This window comes from Mycobacterium sp. 4858 (assembly GCF_900240975.1).
Taxonomy (GTDB): domain Bacteria; phylum Actinomycetota; class Actinomycetes; order Mycobacteriales; family Mycobacteriaceae; genus Mycobacterium.
Window position 1 is genome coordinate 3,178,654 of sequence record NZ_LT968776.1, and the last position, 14,636, is coordinate 3,193,289.

Here is a 14,636-nt window from a genome sequence, read left to right on the forward strand (position 1 = left end):
CCTCAACCCGCTACATCGCGGCGGCGATGCGGCGCCATTGATCGCGCGGGAAGGCCTTCGGGTCGTCCAGCAGCACTTGGACGCACACGTGGTCGGCGCCCGCCGCGCGATGCTCGGCGACCCTGCGCATGATGGCCTCCTCGTCGCCCCACGCGATGATGGCGTCGAACAGCGGGTCGCTCACCTGGGCCAGGTCGTCGCCGGAGAACCCGCTGCGCAGCAGGTTGTTGGCGTAGTTCGGCAATGCCAGATACGCACGCAGCCAGTCGGTTCCGATGCGGCGCGCCCCGTCGGCGTCGTCGGTCAGGATCACGGTCTGCTCCGGCAGCAGCAATGGGCCTTCGCCCAGCGTCGCACGGGCGAAGGCGGTGTGGTCGGGGGTGACCAGGTACGGGTGCGCCCCGCGGGCGCGGGTCGCGGCCAGGTGCAGCATCTTCGGGCCGAGCGCGGCGAGCACCCGGCTGTCGGCGGGTACGGGCTCTGGGGCGGCGTCCAGCCCGTCCAAGAATTCCGCCGTCGCCGCCAGCGGTCTGCGGTAGCGCCCGGGTTGGCCGGCGTCGATCAGCGGCGCGTGGCTGACGCCGATGCCCAGCAGGAAGCGGTCGCCGTGCCGGGCGGTCAGCGTCGCAAAAGACGCGGCGACGTCGCCGGGCGCATGCATCCACAGGTTGAGGATCCCCGTGGCGATCACGGTCCGCTTGGTCGCGGCGAGCAGGTTGCCCACCGCTTCGAGCACCGGCCCGCCGACGTCGGGTATCCACAGCGCCGGGAAGCCCAGTTCGTCCAATTCCGCTGCCGCGTCGGCGGATTCGGCCGGGTCACCGTACCGAAGTTGACTGCTCCAGATTCCGACGCCGGTCAGTTCCATGGGCGATCGTTCCTTTCGTCGCGCACCGCGCCGTAGTCGGGCACCGGCATCGAGTCGTGCATGCGCACGCCCTTCGTGTTGAGTTTCGCCAGTGCCCGCGAAAGCGAGCCCGGCATCAGTGACACTAGCTGGGCGCCACGCGTCAACGCCCACACCCCGAGTCGTGAGCCGGGGATGATGCCCTTGGCGGCGCCGCGCGCGAAGGCCCGGCTGCGGTGCACCGGTTCGCGCATCTGCAATTCGTAGCCGGCGAACGCGCGCAGGTGGTCGCCGTCCGCCCGGGCGAGCTCGCCGGCCAGCACGTAGGCGCCCAGCACCGCAAGGCTGGTGCTGCCGCCCACCGCGGGGCCGGGGCAGTATCCCGCGTCGCCGACGAGGGTGACCCGCCGGCGCGACCATCGGTCCAGCCGGAGTTGGCTGATCGAATCGAAGTAGAACGCTGGTGTGCGGTCGATTTCGCCCAGCCAACGGTCGACCTGCTCGTGCATGTTCACGAACGCGTCACGCAGAAGCTCCTTCTGCCGCAACGCATCCCGGTGGTGGTAGTCCAGTTCCCGGCCGGAGCGGAACAGGAAGACGGCGCGCGCGTCGTCCAGGTGCTCGGCGGTGTAGATGGCCGCGACGCGTCCGACGCCGACGTGGCAGGTTATCTCGCCGGCGGTGGCCAGCTCCTTGGGCGCCGACACCACCGCCAGGTATCCGCCCAGGAATCGGGTGAGGTTGGCTTCGTCACCGAAGGTCAGCTGCCGGACGTTGGAGTGCAGCCCGTCGGCGCCGACGACAACGTCGAACCGGCGGGCGGGGGCATGCTCGAAGGTCACCTCGCCGGCGTGATCGATCGCTGTGATCGAGTCGCCGAACAAGTATTCGACGCGGTCGCGGCCGGCGGTGTAGTAGATCTCGCTGAGGTCGTCGCGCATGATCTCCACGTGCCGGTCCGAGGTGGCGGCGTAGATCTTGGTGAGGTCGATCTCGAAGGGCCGGGCCCGGCCCTCCCGATGCATGGTCATGCTGTTCGTTCCGGTGGCGAGCGCTTCGATCTGAGGCAGGACGCCCATGCTCGCCGATATCTCCATCGCGGGACGGAACAGGTCGACGGCGTGGCCGCCGGTCTTGCGCAGGGTGGGCGCGCGCTCGACCACGGTGACGTCGAAGCCATGACGGGTCAGCCAGTACGCCAGCACCGGTCCGGCGATGCTCGCGCCGGAGACCAGGACCCGCATGCCGACCTCCCGTTGCTACCGGACTCGGTAAGCCTAATCACGAGGACCGGCGGCGGCGCGGCCCGCTTAGGTCGCCGCAGTGCTTTGGTCTTGGGGCTAGAGTCCGTTGTCATGCGCTTCGGTCTCTTCATCCCGCAAGGCTGGCGAATGGATCTGGTCGACATCGAACCGGCGAAGCATTGGGCGGCGATGCGAGACCTGGCCACCTATGCCGACAACGGCGCGTGGGACTCGCTGTGGGTGTACGACCATTTCCACACCGTTCCGCTGCCAACCGGCGAAGCCACCCACGAGGCGTGGTCGCTGATGGCCGCCTACGGGGCCGTCACGTCGCGGATCAAACTCGGCCAGATGTGCACCGCGATGAGCTACCGCAATCCGGTGTACCTGGCCAAGGTCGCGGCGACCGCCGACATCATCTCCGGCGGGCGGATCCAGATGGGCATCGGCGGTGGGTGGTACGAACACGAATGGCGCGCTTACGGTTACGGCTTCCCCCCGGCGGGCGTGCGGCTGGGCCGCCTGGAAGAGGGCGTACAGATCATGCGGGACGCCTGGCGCGACGGCAAGGTCAGCTTCGACGGCAGGCATTACCAGGTGGACGGCGCCATCGTCGCCCCCAAGCCCTTGCAGAACAACGGGATCCCGCTGTGGATCGCCGGCGGCGGTGAAAAGGTGACCCTGCGCATCGCCGCGAAATATGCGCAGTACACCAACTTCACGTCGGAGCCCGAGGCGTTCGCCCACAAGTCGGAAGTGCTTGCGCGACACTGCGAACAGCTGGGCACCGACTTCGACGCCATCGCGCGGTCGGCCAACTTCAACGCCGTCGTCGGAACCTCGGACGCCGATGTCAAGGACCGGCTGGCGCGTGTCCGCGACCGTCTAGTCCGCTACGTGCCCGAGGCGGCCGCCGATGCGATGCTCGCCGCGGGCAGTGGCCCCGATTCGGCGACGGGCACGCCGGAGCAGGTGATCGAGCGGATCGCCAAGCTGCGCGACCTCGGCTGCGAATACGCCATCTGCTACTTCCCGGAGGCCGCGTACGACCGCTCGGGCATCGAGTTGTTCGAGCGCGAGGTCATTCCCGCCCTGAGCTAGCTGGGAGCGATCGCAAGCGCGGCGAAGCCGGGCGCAGCGGGTCGCGACCATCAGCTAGATGTCGGAGGTGGTGTACCTCTTCTTGACGGGCGGCTCGGCCAGTAGCGGCGGCAACTCGGTGAGCCGGCCTTCGCCGGCGCGAAACGCGCGGTAGGCCTCGTCGTGCCCGACCGTGTCCCATATCTCGTAGATGAGCCAGTGGGCTTCGTCGTCCTCGTCGACGAGCACATCGGTGCCCAGGTTCCCGGCGAACGCCCGGGTGTCTTTCAGCGCCCGGCCCATGACCTCGCGCGCCTGCGGCACCGCGTCGGGCTTGAACTTCAGTTCGAGTATCACCGTGACTGGCATTGGTCGTCTCCTTACGTCGCCTCGCCAAGATAGCCCAGCCCCACGCTCGCGCACGCTAATGAGAATGCGGTTTCCACTTTTCGGAAAGCTGTTATACGGTTCGGTGAGCAACATTCTGTTGGCGGCGCCTCTGGAGGATCCACCGATGCAAAAAGCACTCGCGCCCGAGATCTCGACCTGGCCCGACGAGAGCCCACAGCTGATCGGCAGTCGGTGCGGCAGCTGCGGGGCCACCACCTTCCCGGTGCAGCAGTGGTGCCCGCGTTGCAGCGCCGGCGCGATGACCGACGTGTTCCTGCCGCGGCGCGGAACGCTGGTCGCGTGGACCACCCAGGGCTTCCCGCCCGGGGCTCCCTACGCCGGCCCCACCGGCAAGGACTTCGTCCCGTTCGGGGTGGGGCTGGTCCAGCTCGGCGACGTGATCCGGGTCGAGGGGCGGTTGACCGAGAACGACCCGGCCAAGCTGCAGTTCGGGCAGGAGGTCGAGCTCACCATGGTGCCTTTGACCACCGACGCAGAGGGCGCCGAAATCATGACGTTCGCATTCCAGCCGGTCTCAACTTCTCCGGAAGGAGCCTGAGATGACCAACGACGTCGCCATCATCGGCGTGGGCCTGCACCCCTTCGGTCGGTTCGACAAGACCGCAATGCAGATGGGTGCCGAGGCCGTCCAGTCCGCACTGAAGGACGCGGGCGTGGCGTGGAAGGACATTCAGTTCGGCTTCGGCGGCAGCCACGAGGTGTCCAACCCCGACGCCGTGACCCGCCTCGTCGGGCTGACCGGCATCACGTTCACCAACGTGTTCAACGCGTGCGCCACCGCCGCGAGCGCGATTCAGCAGACCGCCGACACGATCCGGCTTGGCAAGTACGACATCGGTATCGCCATCGGCCTGGACAAACACCCGCGCGGCGCCTTCACCGACGACCCCGCCAAGCTGGCGCTGCCGCAGTGGTACGCCCAGAACGGACAGTTCGTCACCACCAAGTTCTTCGGCATCAAGGCCAACAAGTACATCCATGACCACAACATCTCCCAGGCCACGCTGGCCAAGGTGGCGGCCAAGAACTTCCGTAACGGTGCGCTGAATCCGAATGCGTTCCGCCGCAAGCCGATTCCCGAGGACGAGATCCTCAACTCGGCGGTGCTCAATTACCCGCTGACGCAGTACATGTTCTGCGCGCCCGACGAGGGCGCCGCCGCGGTGATCATGTGCCGCGCCGACCTGGCGCACAAGTTCACCGACAAGCCGGTGTACGTGCGTGCCTGCGAGATCCGGACCCGGCGGTACGGGGCCTACGAGGTGCACGCCACGTCGGCCCCGCTGGACGAGGACGCGTCACCGACGGTGTACGCGGCCAAGGCGGCCTACGAGGCGGCGGGCGTCGGGCCCGAGGACGTCGACGTCGCGCAACTGCAGGACACCGACGCCGGCGCCGAGGTGATCCACATGGCCGAGACGGGCCTGTGCGCCGACGGCGAGCAGGAGAAACTGGTGGCCGACGGCGCCACCGAGATTCACGGCTCGATGCCGGTGAACACCGACGGCGGGTTGATCGCCAACGGCGAGCCGATCGGCGCATCCGGATTGCGGCAGATGCACGAACTGGTGCGCCAGTTGCGCGGTGAGGCGGGCGAGCGTCAGGTGCCGGGAAATCCGCGCGTCGGCCTGGCCCAGGTGTACGGCGCCCCGGGCACCGCCTCGGCGACCATCCTGTCGCTGTAGCCGGTGGCGCGGAGCCCGGCGGGAACCATGCGTGCGCGCCCGAATTCGATATCGCGGGTGATATCAAAATCCGCGAGCGTCGCATGGTCCGGCAGAGCGGCCGTGGTTGCCCGCTAAATCGCCGGTCCCAGAAGGTCGTCCGCGTCGCGGATGATGTAGCCGTAGCCCTGCTCGGCGAGGAAGCGCTGCCGGTGCGCGGCGTACTCGGCGTCCAGGCTGTCGCGCGCCACCACCGAGTAGAAGATGGCCCCGCCACCGTCGGCCTTCGGCCGCAGCAACCGCCCCAGCCGCTGAGCCTCCTCCTGGCGCGAGCCGAAGGTCCCCGAAACCTGTACGGCCACGGACGCTTCCGGCAAGTCGATGGAGAAGTTGGCGACCTTGGACACCACCAGCGTGGACACCTCGCCGCGGCGGAAGGCGTCGAAGAGCTCCTCGCGTTCCTTGGTCCGGGTCGATCCCTGGATCACCGGCGCGTTCAGCTCGGCACCCAGCTCGTCGAGCTGGTCGAGGTAGGCGCCGATCACCAGCGTCTGCTCGCCGGGGTGCTTGTCCAGAATCGACCTGACCACGGCGATCTTGGAGTGCGCCGTCGAGCAGAGTTTGTAGCGCTCTTCGGGTTCCGCGGTGGCGTACATCATCCGCTCGTTGTCGGTCATGGTGACCCGCACCTCGACACACTCGGCCGGCGCGATCCAGCCCTGCGCCTCGATGTCCTTCCACGGGGCGTCGTAGCGCTTGGGGCCGATCAGGGAGAACACGTCGCCCTCGCGTCCGTCTTCGCGGACAAGCGTGGCGGTCAGGCCCAGGCGCCGCTTGGATTGCAGGTCGGCGGTCATCCGGAACACCGGCGCCGGCAGCAGGTGGACCTCGTCGTAGATGATCAGCCCCCAGTCGCGGCTGTCGAAGAGCTCCAGGTGCCGGTACTCGCCCTTGGTGCGGCGGGTGATCATCTGGTACGTCGAGATCGTGACGGGCCGAATCTCCTTGCGCTCACCCGAATACTCGCCGACTTCGTCCTCGGTCAGCGAGGTGCGCGCGACCAACTCGCGCTTCCATTGCCGCGCCGCGACGACGTTGGTGACCAGGATCAGCGTCGTCGCGCTGGCCTTCGCCATCGCGGCCGCGCCCACCAGTGTCTTGCCGGCCCCGCACGGAAGCACCACCACCCCGGACCCGCCGGCCCAGAACGAGTCGGTGGCCATCTGCTGGTAGTCGCGCAGGTGCCAGCCGTCCTGCGCCAGGCTGATCGGGTGCGCCTCGCCGTCGACGTAGCCCGCGAGATCCTCGGCGGGCCAGCCGATCTTGAGCAGCATCTGCTTGACGCGGCCGCGCTCGCTGGGGTGCACGACGACGGTGTCGTCGTCGATCCGGGCGCCGAGCATGGGGGCGATCTTCTTGTTGCGCAGCACCTCCTCGAGCACCGCGCGGTCCAGGCTCACCAGGGTCAGGCCATGCGCCGGGTGCTTCACCAGCTGCAGGCGGCCGTAGCGGGCCATGGTGTCGACGATGTCGACGAGCAGCGGCTGGGGCACCGCGTAGCGCGAGAAGCTGACCAGCGCGTCGACCACCTGTTCGGCGTCGTGACCGGCGGCGCGGGCATTCCACAGCGCCAACGGCGTGATGCGGTAGGTGTGCACGTGCTCGGGCGCGCGCTCGAGCTCGGCGAAGGGCGCGATGGCGGCACGCGCCGCGCCGGCCGACTCGTGGTCGACCTCGAGCAGCACCGTCTTGTCGGACTGCACAATCAACGGGCCGTCAGTCAATGGCCCAACTCCTTCTCATCGTCTCGCGGGCGCGCCTCGCCGCAATCCATTATCGACCGTTGGCCGACACCACCGACGTGATGCGGTGGATGGCGAAGTCGCGCAGCCGCCCGGACGCCGAGTCGAAGGCGGTCAGCTGACCGCCCCGGACGGTGATCGGCGACACGACGCGCTGGGTGGCGACGCCGGCCGCGTCTAGATAACCGATCACCAGCGTGTCTTGTTCCCTGGCCGCACGCTGCAACAGCGACATGGTGACCGCCGGATCGACGCGAATGTTGCCGAACGGCGCGGCGGTCACCTTTCGCAGCACCGCGACCACGGCGTTGAGGCTCTCGGTGTTGGGACGCGGCATCGGGCGGTAGGGTCGCCGCTGCTGGGGCGTGGGCACCCGGGCGCCCCGCGGCCGGACGTCGACGATGGCGCCGGTGGAGTCCTCGGCGGCGGGGGCGAAGCCCGCGGCCCGCAATGCGAGCAGCACCTCGGCGATCGGCGCCGGAGACACCGCGACCGTCGGCGCCAGGGCGCGCAGTTGCACGCCCTCGGTCGCGGGGGCGGCGACGGCCTGGGCCAGCAGCGCGGGGTCCTCGCAGCGTACGAACGAGGCCGCCATCCCGATCCGCAGCTGGCCGTGCCGGCGTGCGACATCGTCGATGAGATAGGTAAGTCCTTGGGGGACAGGAGTTTTAGAGTGCTTGGCGAACAGGGCGTGCATCCAGTCGCGGGTCTTACCGACGTCGAGCGCATGCCGGATCGTCTGCTCGCTGACGCGGTACACCATCGCGGTGCCGGCCGATTCGACGGTGGCCACCGCGGCCAGCTGCTCGGCGAGGTCGCGCTGCAGTGGACCCGGCACGACGACGGTCAGGTCGGCCTGGATCAGGAAGTAATCGATCGGTTTGGGTAGGGCCCGCGCCATGGCGTCGACCGCGGCGTCGGCGCCTTCGTCCAGTAGTGCCCGAGCAGGGGTGCTGAGCGCCCCCCGTCCCACCAGCCCCAACGCCTGGCTCTCGGCCAGCAGGTCGCCCACGGGCCCCGGCTGCAACCGCGTGGCCCAGCGCGGTCGCCGCCACACGAGGGCAGCCGACGCCTCGGCGGCGTTGACGCCGGCGCCCGCGGGCAATTGCGCCAGCGTGCCCAGCAACAGCCGGCGATCCAGCGGCGCGGCGGTCGAGTACAGCGCATCGGTAAGGGCGCCATAGGGTTTGGCGTCGGGACCGCGGGTTCCGATCAAGGCCGGCCGGCTCGGCAGGTCGAGCCAGCTACTGGCCAGCAGCTGCCAGCGTTCGGCGGTGGGCATGGCCGTGAACCGGTCGATGGCCACGGTCGGCCCCCAGTACGGCCCCTCGCCGGTGGCCGGTTCCGGGTCGGGCATCCCGCTCGCGATCAGGCCGGCCGCGGCCGCCACCTCGAGAATGAGCCCCAGCCGTGACTCGTCGATGCCGGTGGTCTTGCTGAGCCGTTTGACGTCACGAATTCCCAACCCGCCGCTGCGTAGCTCGGAAACCGGTGCGGCGGCCAGAGTTTCGATGAGAACGTCGAGTTCGCGCAACAGGTCGATGGTGGCCCCGGCCGCCGCCGCGTCGACGTCGTCGGTGGTGGTGGTCGACACCACCGGGTCAGGCGCCGTCAGTCGCATGGGCCCGGGCCGTTCGCCGCGCAGCACCTGCCCGACGTGGCGGGGCAGGATCACCGTCTCGGCGTCGATGCGTCGCAACAGGCCCATCGCCAGCAGCTGGGGCACCGGCCGGTCCGCGGGGGCGCCGGGCGCGGCGTCACGGGTGCGGCCCAACGGGGAACCCTCGAGGAGCTTCTCCAGCACGTCGCGCTGCGCCCGAGTCAACCCGTCGATGAGACCGGCGATCTCGTCGCCGGTGCGAGACGCGGCCTCGAGGGTGACCTGGCCCGGGTGCCACGGCAGGGCGGCGCCGGCGTCGGGTGCGACGCGCAACGCCGCATCGCCCCAGACCAGCGCGCGCTCCCGGAGATCGTCCAACGCCCCCATCACGTCGGACTCGGGAGCGCGTTCACCGATCAGGGCGAACAGTTTTGCCGTGGGCACCGGCGTGGCATCGGCCTGCAGCACCAACAACGCGTCGAGCACCGCCAGCCGCAGGAAGTCGAGCTCGTCGGTGGCGGCCTTGACCGACTGGCGGGCCTGCGCGCGGGCGGCCAGCGCAGCGATGCTGCCGGGCGGCGGCTGGGCGAGGTCCGGCCGCAGCTCTAGCAGGCGGATCAGCCGCTCGTCGGGCAAGTCGGCCAGCCACGACCCCAGCGGGATATCCGGGGTGTTGTCGGTCATTGCTGACCAGCGTAAAACAGTCGGCGGGTGCTGAGCAGGCAACGAACGCCGGCAGCTCGTCGGCCGAACTGGCGATCTTGCACGACGCGCGCAAGAGCGACCTGTCAGAATGGACGGCGTGGCTGACACTGCTGAGGGCAAAGCCCGCAAAACCAGGTATGTCGACAACGGGTGGCCGACGACGGACCCCGACGACCACGCGGTGAGCGAACTCGTGACCGACCGGACGGGGGCGTTGTCGCCCTTCGGCGAGATGGTGTTCCCGCTGCCCTCCACGGACCTGCCCTACCTGCACCCGGTCACCGTCGTTAACCGGTAGGCGCCAGGATGGCTAGGGCCTCCGAGGCCGCCAAGCCCCCGGCGAGCTGGACGTCGGGTGAATCCCCTCCGGGCGCGCTGTCACACCTGGATGACCGTGGTGCGGCGCACATGGTCGACGTCAGCGACAAGGGCGCGACCAAGCGCACCGCCGTCGCCGCGGGTGCCTTACACACGTCGCCGCGCGTCGTGGAGCTGATCTCGGCCGGGGGCCTGCCCAAGGGCGACGCACTGGCCACCGCCCGGGTGGCGGGCATCCTGGCGGCCAAGCGCACCAGCGACCTGATACCGCTCTGCCACCAGTTGGCGCTCACCGGAGTCGACGTGGAATTCACCGTGGGGGAGTCCGACATCGAGATCACCGCGACGGTCCGAAGCACCGACCGCACGGGCGTGGAAATGGAGGCGCTGACCGCCGTCAGCGTGGCCGGACTGACGCTCTACGACATGATCAAAGCGGTCGACCCTGCCGCACGCCTCGATGGCATTCGGGTGCTGCGCAAGGAAGGCGGCAAGACCGGAACGTGGGAGAGGTGATGGGCACCCGATCCGCCCGCATCATCATCGCCTCGACTCGCGCGTCGGCGGGAGTGTACGACGACCGGTGCGGGCCGATCATCGCCGAATGGCTCGGTGAGCGGGGGTTTTCGTTCCCCGAGCCGGAGGTGGTCGCCGACGGTGATCCGGTGGGCGACGCCCTGCGCAAGGCGGTCCGCGACGGCGTGGACGTCATCATCACCTCCGGCGGCACCGGCATCTCGCCGAGCGACAGCACCCCCGACCAGACCGTGGCGGTGCTGGACTACATGGTCCCGGGGCTGGCCGACGCCATTCGCCGGTCGGGGCTGCCCAAGGTGCCGACGTCGGTGTTGTCACGCGGCGTTTGCGGCGTGGCGGGCCGGACGCTGATCGTCAACCTGCCGGGTTCACCCGGCGGGGTGCGCGACGGCCTGGGTGTGCTCGCCGACGTGCTCGATCACGCGCTCGATCAGCTCGCCGGAGGAGATCACCAGCAATGACGCTCGTGGTCCGCGCGGCCATGACCGATCACCCGATCTTCTTGGCCGAGCACGAAGAATTGGTGGGCCATCAGTCGGCCGGCGCCATCGTCGGCTTCGTCGGCATGATCCGGGACCACGACGGCGGGCGTCGGGTGGTGCGGCTGGAGTACTCCTCGCATCCGTCGGCTGAGCAAGTCTTGGCCAAGGTGGTCTCCGACGTCGCGGAACAGTCGAGCGGGGTGCGCGCCGTCGCGGCGAGCCACCGGATCGGGGTGCTGCGCATCGGCGAGGCGGCGCTGGTGGCGGCGGTGGCCGCCGACCACCGCGAGGAGGCGTTCGCGACCTGTGCCCTGCTGGTCGACGAGATCAAGGCGCGGCTACCGGTGTGGAAACACCAGTTCTTCGACGACGGAACAGAAGAATGGGTGGGCTCGGCGTAACGCCGTGACGATTGGAATGCCGGCACGCCCCGAAGCGTCGACGTTCGAGGCGTGCCGGGCAGTCTGACTTGCGGAACTCAGGTGGCCGGGGACGGCTGCGCGATCGCGTCCAGCGCGTCGTTGCCCTGAATGTCCTGCGCCCGGATGGCGTCCCACAGCTGCTTCGTGTAGCCGACCGTGGAAACCTCCTGCGGCATGTTGGCCGGCACGAAGCCGCGGAAGTCGTCGGCGGGGGGCGCCGGCGGCACGTCGGCGGGAGGCGTCGGGGGGAGCCAGCGGTGCCGGCTGGCCGTTGAGGTCCGGGGCGTCCAGGGCGGCCGGTGCGGGAACGTCACGCTGCGTCGGGCCCGACAGCGGGCCACCGCATACCGGCCACGCACCGCGGCCCTGGGTGGCCAATACGCGCTCCGCGACGGCGATCTGCTGTTCCTTGGTGGCCAATTCCGCCGACGGGGCGTACTGTCCGCCGCCGTGCGCCGCCCACGTGCTGGAGCTGAACTGCACGCCACCGTGGTAACCGTTGCCGGTGTTGATCGCCCAGTTGCCGCCGGATTCGCAGCGGGCTACCTGGTCCCATTCGCCGTCGGTGGCCGCGGCCGCCTGGCCGGCGAGGGCGATGCTGCCGCCACCGAGGACCGCGCCGGTGACGGCGATCTTGGCGACGCTGATGTTTGACGTGCTGGGCTTACGGTGACGTCCACTCATAGGCCGTAAAAATTCCTCTCTCGTCACGCGCCTGCGAGGTCAGCTGTCGGGTTCGGGTTGGAGAGGCCACCCGGCCGTCATCGAATTCAGCGAGCATCCGCTGTGAAACGACGTCGGCTTCACCCCAAGGGGCCGCATGCGGCCCCGATCCGATCACGGTGAACCGGTGGGTCCCCCGTCTCCATCCATGTTGGTCGGTGGGCCCCTGCCTATTGGATGGAGCTCGGCGCGATAGGAGGGGAGGTTCACCAATTCGATTGTCTTGGCGAGCCTTCGGAGAAAGGTAGCGGTTTCTGTTGGTCCCGTCACGTTCTGCGCAACCGGGCGTTTCCCTCTCGGCCATCTGCGAAAACGTCCGCACCATGTGGCATTCGCGCAGGTCATAGCACCCGATATCGGAGCGTGATTACCCCGTTATCGTTCCGTTACGTGAGATATTTCACAGTTTCAGCCGCCGGCGAAGGGGGGTAGAACGTCGATCGTGTTTCCGGTGCTTAACGGTGCGGTCTCGTCGCGGACGGCGACCCCGTCGCACAGGTAGGAACACCTGTCCAACACCGTGGCGAGGCGGGAGCCCCGCACGGCGAGGCGCTCGACCAGCTCGGCCACCGTGGTGCCGGGGCGCACCACCACCGTCTCCGACTCGGCCCCCGCCGCCGCCCGCGCGGCCGCGAAGTAGCGCACCGTCACCTGAATCCCGTCTTGCTGGACGGACGCTTGACCCATGGGGCTAGCCACCGATCGCGCTCATCGGACGGTCGGGCTGGATGAAGCTCGGATCGTTGATGCCGTGACCCGCGGGCTTGCCCCACATCGCGATCCGCCACGCCGTTTCGATCGCGTCGTCGGAGGCGCCGGTGCGCAGCAGGGTCCGAAGATCGGTCTCCTCGGCGGAAAACAGGCAGCTGCGGACTTGGCCATCGGCCGTCAGGCGGGTGCGATCACAGGCCGAACAGAAAGCGTGGGAGACCGACGCGATGACACCGAACTTGCCGCTCGGCGTCCCCGGGCCGGTGTCGACCAGCCAGAGCTCGGCGGGCGCCGACCCGCGCGGCGCCGGGTCGGGACGTAGCCGGAAGTGGGGCCGCAGCGTGTCAAGCACGTCGTCGGCGCTCAATGCGGCGCCACGGCGCCATTGGTGCCCGGCGTCCAGTGGCATCTGCTCGATGACCCGCAACTGGTGGCCGCGCTCGAGGCAGAACCGCAGCAATTCGACGACGTCCTCCCGCCCGGTGACGGGGTCGAGGACGGCGTTCACCTTCACCGGCGTCAGGCCGGCGTCATGGGCGGCCGCCAGGCCGGCGAGCACGTCCTCGAGTCGGTCCCGGCGGGTGATCGCCGCGAAGTGCTCGCGATCGACGCTGTCCATCGACACATTGACCCGGTTCAGGCCCGCCCGTGCGAGGCCCGCGGCCCGTCGCGCCAGCCCGACGCCATTGGTGGTCAGCGAGATCTCCGGGCGCGGCCGCAGGCCGGCCGCCGCGGCGACCACCTCTTCGAGGTGCCGCGCCAACAGGGGCTCGCCGCCGGTGAACCGCACGCTGGTGACGCCCAGCCGGGTGACGGCGATGTGCATCAGCCGCGCCAGCTCGTCGGGCCGCAACAGCTGCTCGCCGGGCAGCCAATCCAGCCCCTCGGCCGGCATGCAGTAGTTGCACCGCAGGTTGCAGCGGTCGGTCAGCGAGACGCGCAGATCGGTGGCGACTCGGCCGTAGGTGTCCACCAACGGACCCGTGGTCGGCGCGTCCGCGGCGGTGCCGTCGGCACGGCCCGGCACCCTCGGTAGACCCAGCGCGGTGAGCGTCATGCGGCCACCGCCGGGTAGTGAAACGGTGAACTGACCGGAACGATCTCCTTGCCCAGGGGCATCAACGACACCGGGATCAGCTTGAGGTTGGCCAGCGCCAGTGGAATGCCGACGATGGTGATCGCCATCGCCAGCGCACTGAGCAGGTGGCCGATCGCCAGCCAGATCCCGAACAACAGCACCCAGATGACGTTCCCGATGAGGGCACCCGTCCCGGCGGTCGGCTTGTCGACGATGGTCCGGCCGAACGGCCACAACGCGTAGGAGGCGATGCGCAGAGACGCAAAACCGAACGGGATGGTGGTGATGAGCACGAAGCTGAGGAGCGCCGCGGCCAGATACCCGACGGCCATCCACAGGCCGCCGAACACGAGCCAGATGATGTTCAGGATCAGGCGCATATCTCCTCCACCGTTGACGCCCAGCCTACCGAGTGGGGGAGAACGGGGGTGCTCGCCAGGGAAGCGTCCGAGTAGGATCTACAGACCAAACGGCGTCCTGCGCAGGCGGGACGCTTATTCTGTTGGCCATTCTATTGATCCGTTAGACAAGCAGGTGAGACCAGTGCCGACCGGCAAGGTTAAGTGGTACGACGCCGACAAGGGGTTTGGCTTCCTGTCGCAGGAGGACGGCGAAGACGTGTACGTCCGCTCGTCGGCGTTGCCCGCTGGGGTCGAGGCGCTCAAAGCGGGCCAGCGTGTGGAGTTCGGCATCGCCTCCGGGCGGCGCGGCCCCCAGGCGCTGAGCCTCAAGCTGATTGAGCCGCCGCCCAGCCTCACCAAGGCTCAGGGCCGCCGCGAGGTGCCCGCCGAGCACAAGCACAGCCCCGACGAACTGCACGGCATGGTCGAGGACATGATCACGCTGCTGGAGGGCGCCGTACAGCCCGAGTTGCGCAAGGGTCGCTATCCGGACCGTAAGACGGCCCGACGGGTGTCCGAGGTCGTTCGGGCCGTCGCCCGCGAGCTCGACGCCTAGCTTCTCGCGCACGCCCGGCGGCGACCGTCGGGGACGACCGGCCGTCGCCGGCCTG

The 14,636-nt window shown here is 69.2% G+C and carries 17 protein-coding genes, 1 pseudogene and 1 riboswitch; of the genes and pseudogenes, 8 read left to right on the top strand and 10 right to left on the bottom strand.

Annotated elements, in window-relative coordinates:
• Positions 1 to 10: 10 nt before the first annotated feature.
• Positions 11 to 868 carry an LLM class F420-dependent oxidoreductase gene (locus tag C1737_RS23700; protein WP_102419613.1) on the bottom strand — a complete coding sequence of 286 codons (858 nt, stop codon included), beginning with the start codon at positions 866 to 868 and terminating at the stop codon, positions 11 to 13.
• Positions 859 to 2,091 carry an FAD-dependent monooxygenase gene (locus tag C1737_RS23705; protein ID WP_102419614.1) on the bottom strand — a complete coding sequence of 411 codons (1,233 nt, stop codon included), beginning with the start codon at positions 2,089 to 2,091 and terminating at the stop codon, positions 859 to 861. Before C1737_RS23705 ends, C1737_RS23700 begins: the two co-directional genes overlap by 10 nt.
• 111 nt (positions 2,092 to 2,202) lie before the next feature.
• Here C1737_RS23705 and C1737_RS23710 point away from each other — a divergent pair, with 111 nt between their 5' ends.
• Complete coding sequence (locus C1737_RS23710; protein WP_102419615.1) at positions 2,203 to 3,192, top strand: LLM class F420-dependent oxidoreductase; 990 nt, start codon at positions 2,203 to 2,205, stop codon at positions 3,190 to 3,192.
• Positions 3,193 to 3,246: 54 nt separating this feature from the next.
• Here the strand turns inward: C1737_RS23710 and C1737_RS23715 are convergent, their stop codons facing one another.
• Positions 3,247 to 3,540 (bottom strand): putative quinol monooxygenase, encoded by a 294-nt coding sequence (locus tag C1737_RS23715; RefSeq protein WP_067927448.1) that lies wholly within the window; start codon positions 3,538 to 3,540, stop codon positions 3,247 to 3,249.
• A gap of 145 nt (positions 3,541 to 3,685) precedes the next feature.
• Here C1737_RS23715 and C1737_RS23720 point away from each other — a divergent pair, with 145 nt between their 5' ends.
• Complete coding sequence (locus C1737_RS23720) at positions 3,686 to 4,120, top strand: Zn-ribbon domain-containing OB-fold protein (protein WP_102420093.1); 435 nt, start codon at positions 3,686 to 3,688, stop codon at positions 4,118 to 4,120.
• Position 4,121: 1 nt separating this feature from the next.
• Positions 4,122 to 5,267, top strand: a complete 1,146-nt coding sequence (locus tag C1737_RS23725) for a thiolase family protein (RefSeq protein ID WP_102419616.1) — start codon at positions 4,122 to 4,124, stop codon at positions 5,265 to 5,267.
• A 113-nt stretch (positions 5,268 to 5,380) separates the two neighbouring features.
• Here the strand turns inward: C1737_RS23725 and C1737_RS23730 are convergent, their stop codons facing one another.
• Complete coding sequence (locus C1737_RS23730) at positions 5,381 to 7,030, bottom strand: DNA repair helicase XPB (RefSeq protein ID WP_102419617.1); 1,650 nt, start codon at positions 7,028 to 7,030, stop codon at positions 5,381 to 5,383.
• Positions 7,031 to 7,079: 49 nt separating this feature from the next.
• Positions 7,080 to 9,332 (bottom strand): helicase-associated domain-containing protein, encoded by a 2,253-nt coding sequence (locus C1737_RS23735; protein ID WP_102419618.1) that lies wholly within the window; start codon positions 9,330 to 9,332, stop codon positions 7,080 to 7,082.
• 118 nt (positions 9,333 to 9,450) lie between these two features.
• Here C1737_RS23735 and C1737_RS23740 point away from each other — a divergent pair, with 118 nt between their 5' ends.
• The 4 genes from C1737_RS23740 to C1737_RS23755 are packed head-to-tail and all read left to right on the top strand — an operon-like array spanning position 9,451 to position 11,091.
• Positions 9,451 to 9,651, top strand: a complete 201-nt coding sequence (locus tag C1737_RS23740; RefSeq protein WP_090421285.1) for a hypothetical protein — start codon at positions 9,451 to 9,453, stop codon at positions 9,649 to 9,651.
• Between the two features lie 8 nt (positions 9,652 to 9,659).
• Positions 9,660 to 10,187: a cyclic pyranopterin monophosphate synthase MoaC gene (gene moaC, locus C1737_RS23745; RefSeq protein WP_082975267.1), complete on the top strand. Its 528-nt coding sequence runs from the start codon at positions 9,660 to 9,662 to the stop codon at positions 10,185 to 10,187.
• The gene (locus C1737_RS23750) at positions 10,187 to 10,669 is read left to right on the top strand and encodes a molybdenum cofactor biosynthesis protein B (protein WP_067927427.1); all 483 of its coding nucleotides are present in this window, start codon (positions 10,187 to 10,189) and stop codon (positions 10,667 to 10,669) included. The genes moaC and C1737_RS23750 overlap by 1 nt, the downstream gene beginning before the upstream one ends.
• On the top strand, positions 10,666 to 11,091 hold the full coding sequence (locus C1737_RS23755) for a molybdenum cofactor biosynthesis protein MoaE (RefSeq protein ID WP_067927424.1): 426 nt from the start codon (positions 10,666 to 10,668) through the stop codon (positions 11,089 to 11,091). The genes C1737_RS23750 and C1737_RS23755 overlap by 4 nt, the downstream gene beginning before the upstream one ends.
• Before the next feature lie 77 nt (positions 11,092 to 11,168).
• Here C1737_RS23755 and C1737_RS27565 read toward each other — a convergent pair whose 3' ends face one another.
• From C1737_RS27565 to C1737_RS23775, 5 genes and pseudogenes are all read right to left on the bottom strand, one after another.
• Positions 11,169 to 11,426 carry a hypothetical protein gene (locus C1737_RS27565; protein WP_369807573.1) on the bottom strand — a complete coding sequence of 86 codons (258 nt, stop codon included), beginning with the start codon at positions 11,424 to 11,426 and terminating at the stop codon, positions 11,169 to 11,171.
• Positions 11,350 to 11,796 (bottom strand): annotated as a pseudogene (locus C1737_RS23760) (transglycosylase family protein); the annotation flags it as partial. The gene C1737_RS27565 and the pseudogene C1737_RS23760, both read right to left, overlap by 77 nt.
• A gap of 12 nt (positions 11,797 to 11,808) precedes the next feature.
• Positions 11,809 to 12,035: riboswitch (cyclic di-AMP (ydaO/yuaA leader) on the bottom strand.
• 208 nt (positions 12,036 to 12,243) lie between these two features.
• Complete coding sequence (locus C1737_RS23765) at positions 12,244 to 12,522, bottom strand: MoaD/ThiS family protein (RefSeq protein WP_102419619.1); 279 nt, start codon at positions 12,520 to 12,522, stop codon at positions 12,244 to 12,246.
• Positions 12,523 to 12,526: 4 nt separating this feature from the next.
• Positions 12,527 to 13,603 carry a GTP 3',8-cyclase MoaA gene (gene moaA / locus C1737_RS23770; protein ID WP_067925109.1) on the bottom strand — a complete coding sequence of 359 codons (1,077 nt, stop codon included), beginning with the start codon at positions 13,601 to 13,603 and terminating at the stop codon, positions 12,527 to 12,529.
• Entirely contained in the window at positions 13,600 to 14,004 is a 405-nt protein-coding gene (locus C1737_RS23775) for a YccF domain-containing protein (protein ID WP_102419620.1), read from the bottom strand. Before C1737_RS23775 ends, moaA begins: the two co-directional genes overlap by 4 nt.
• Before the next feature lie 163 nt (positions 14,005 to 14,167).
• Here C1737_RS23775 and C1737_RS23780 point away from each other — a divergent pair, with 163 nt between their 5' ends.
• Entirely contained in the window at positions 14,168 to 14,581 is a 414-nt protein-coding gene (locus C1737_RS23780; RefSeq protein WP_068094576.1) for a cold-shock protein, read from the top strand.
• The last annotated feature ends 55 nt before the right edge of the window (positions 14,582 to 14,636 follow it).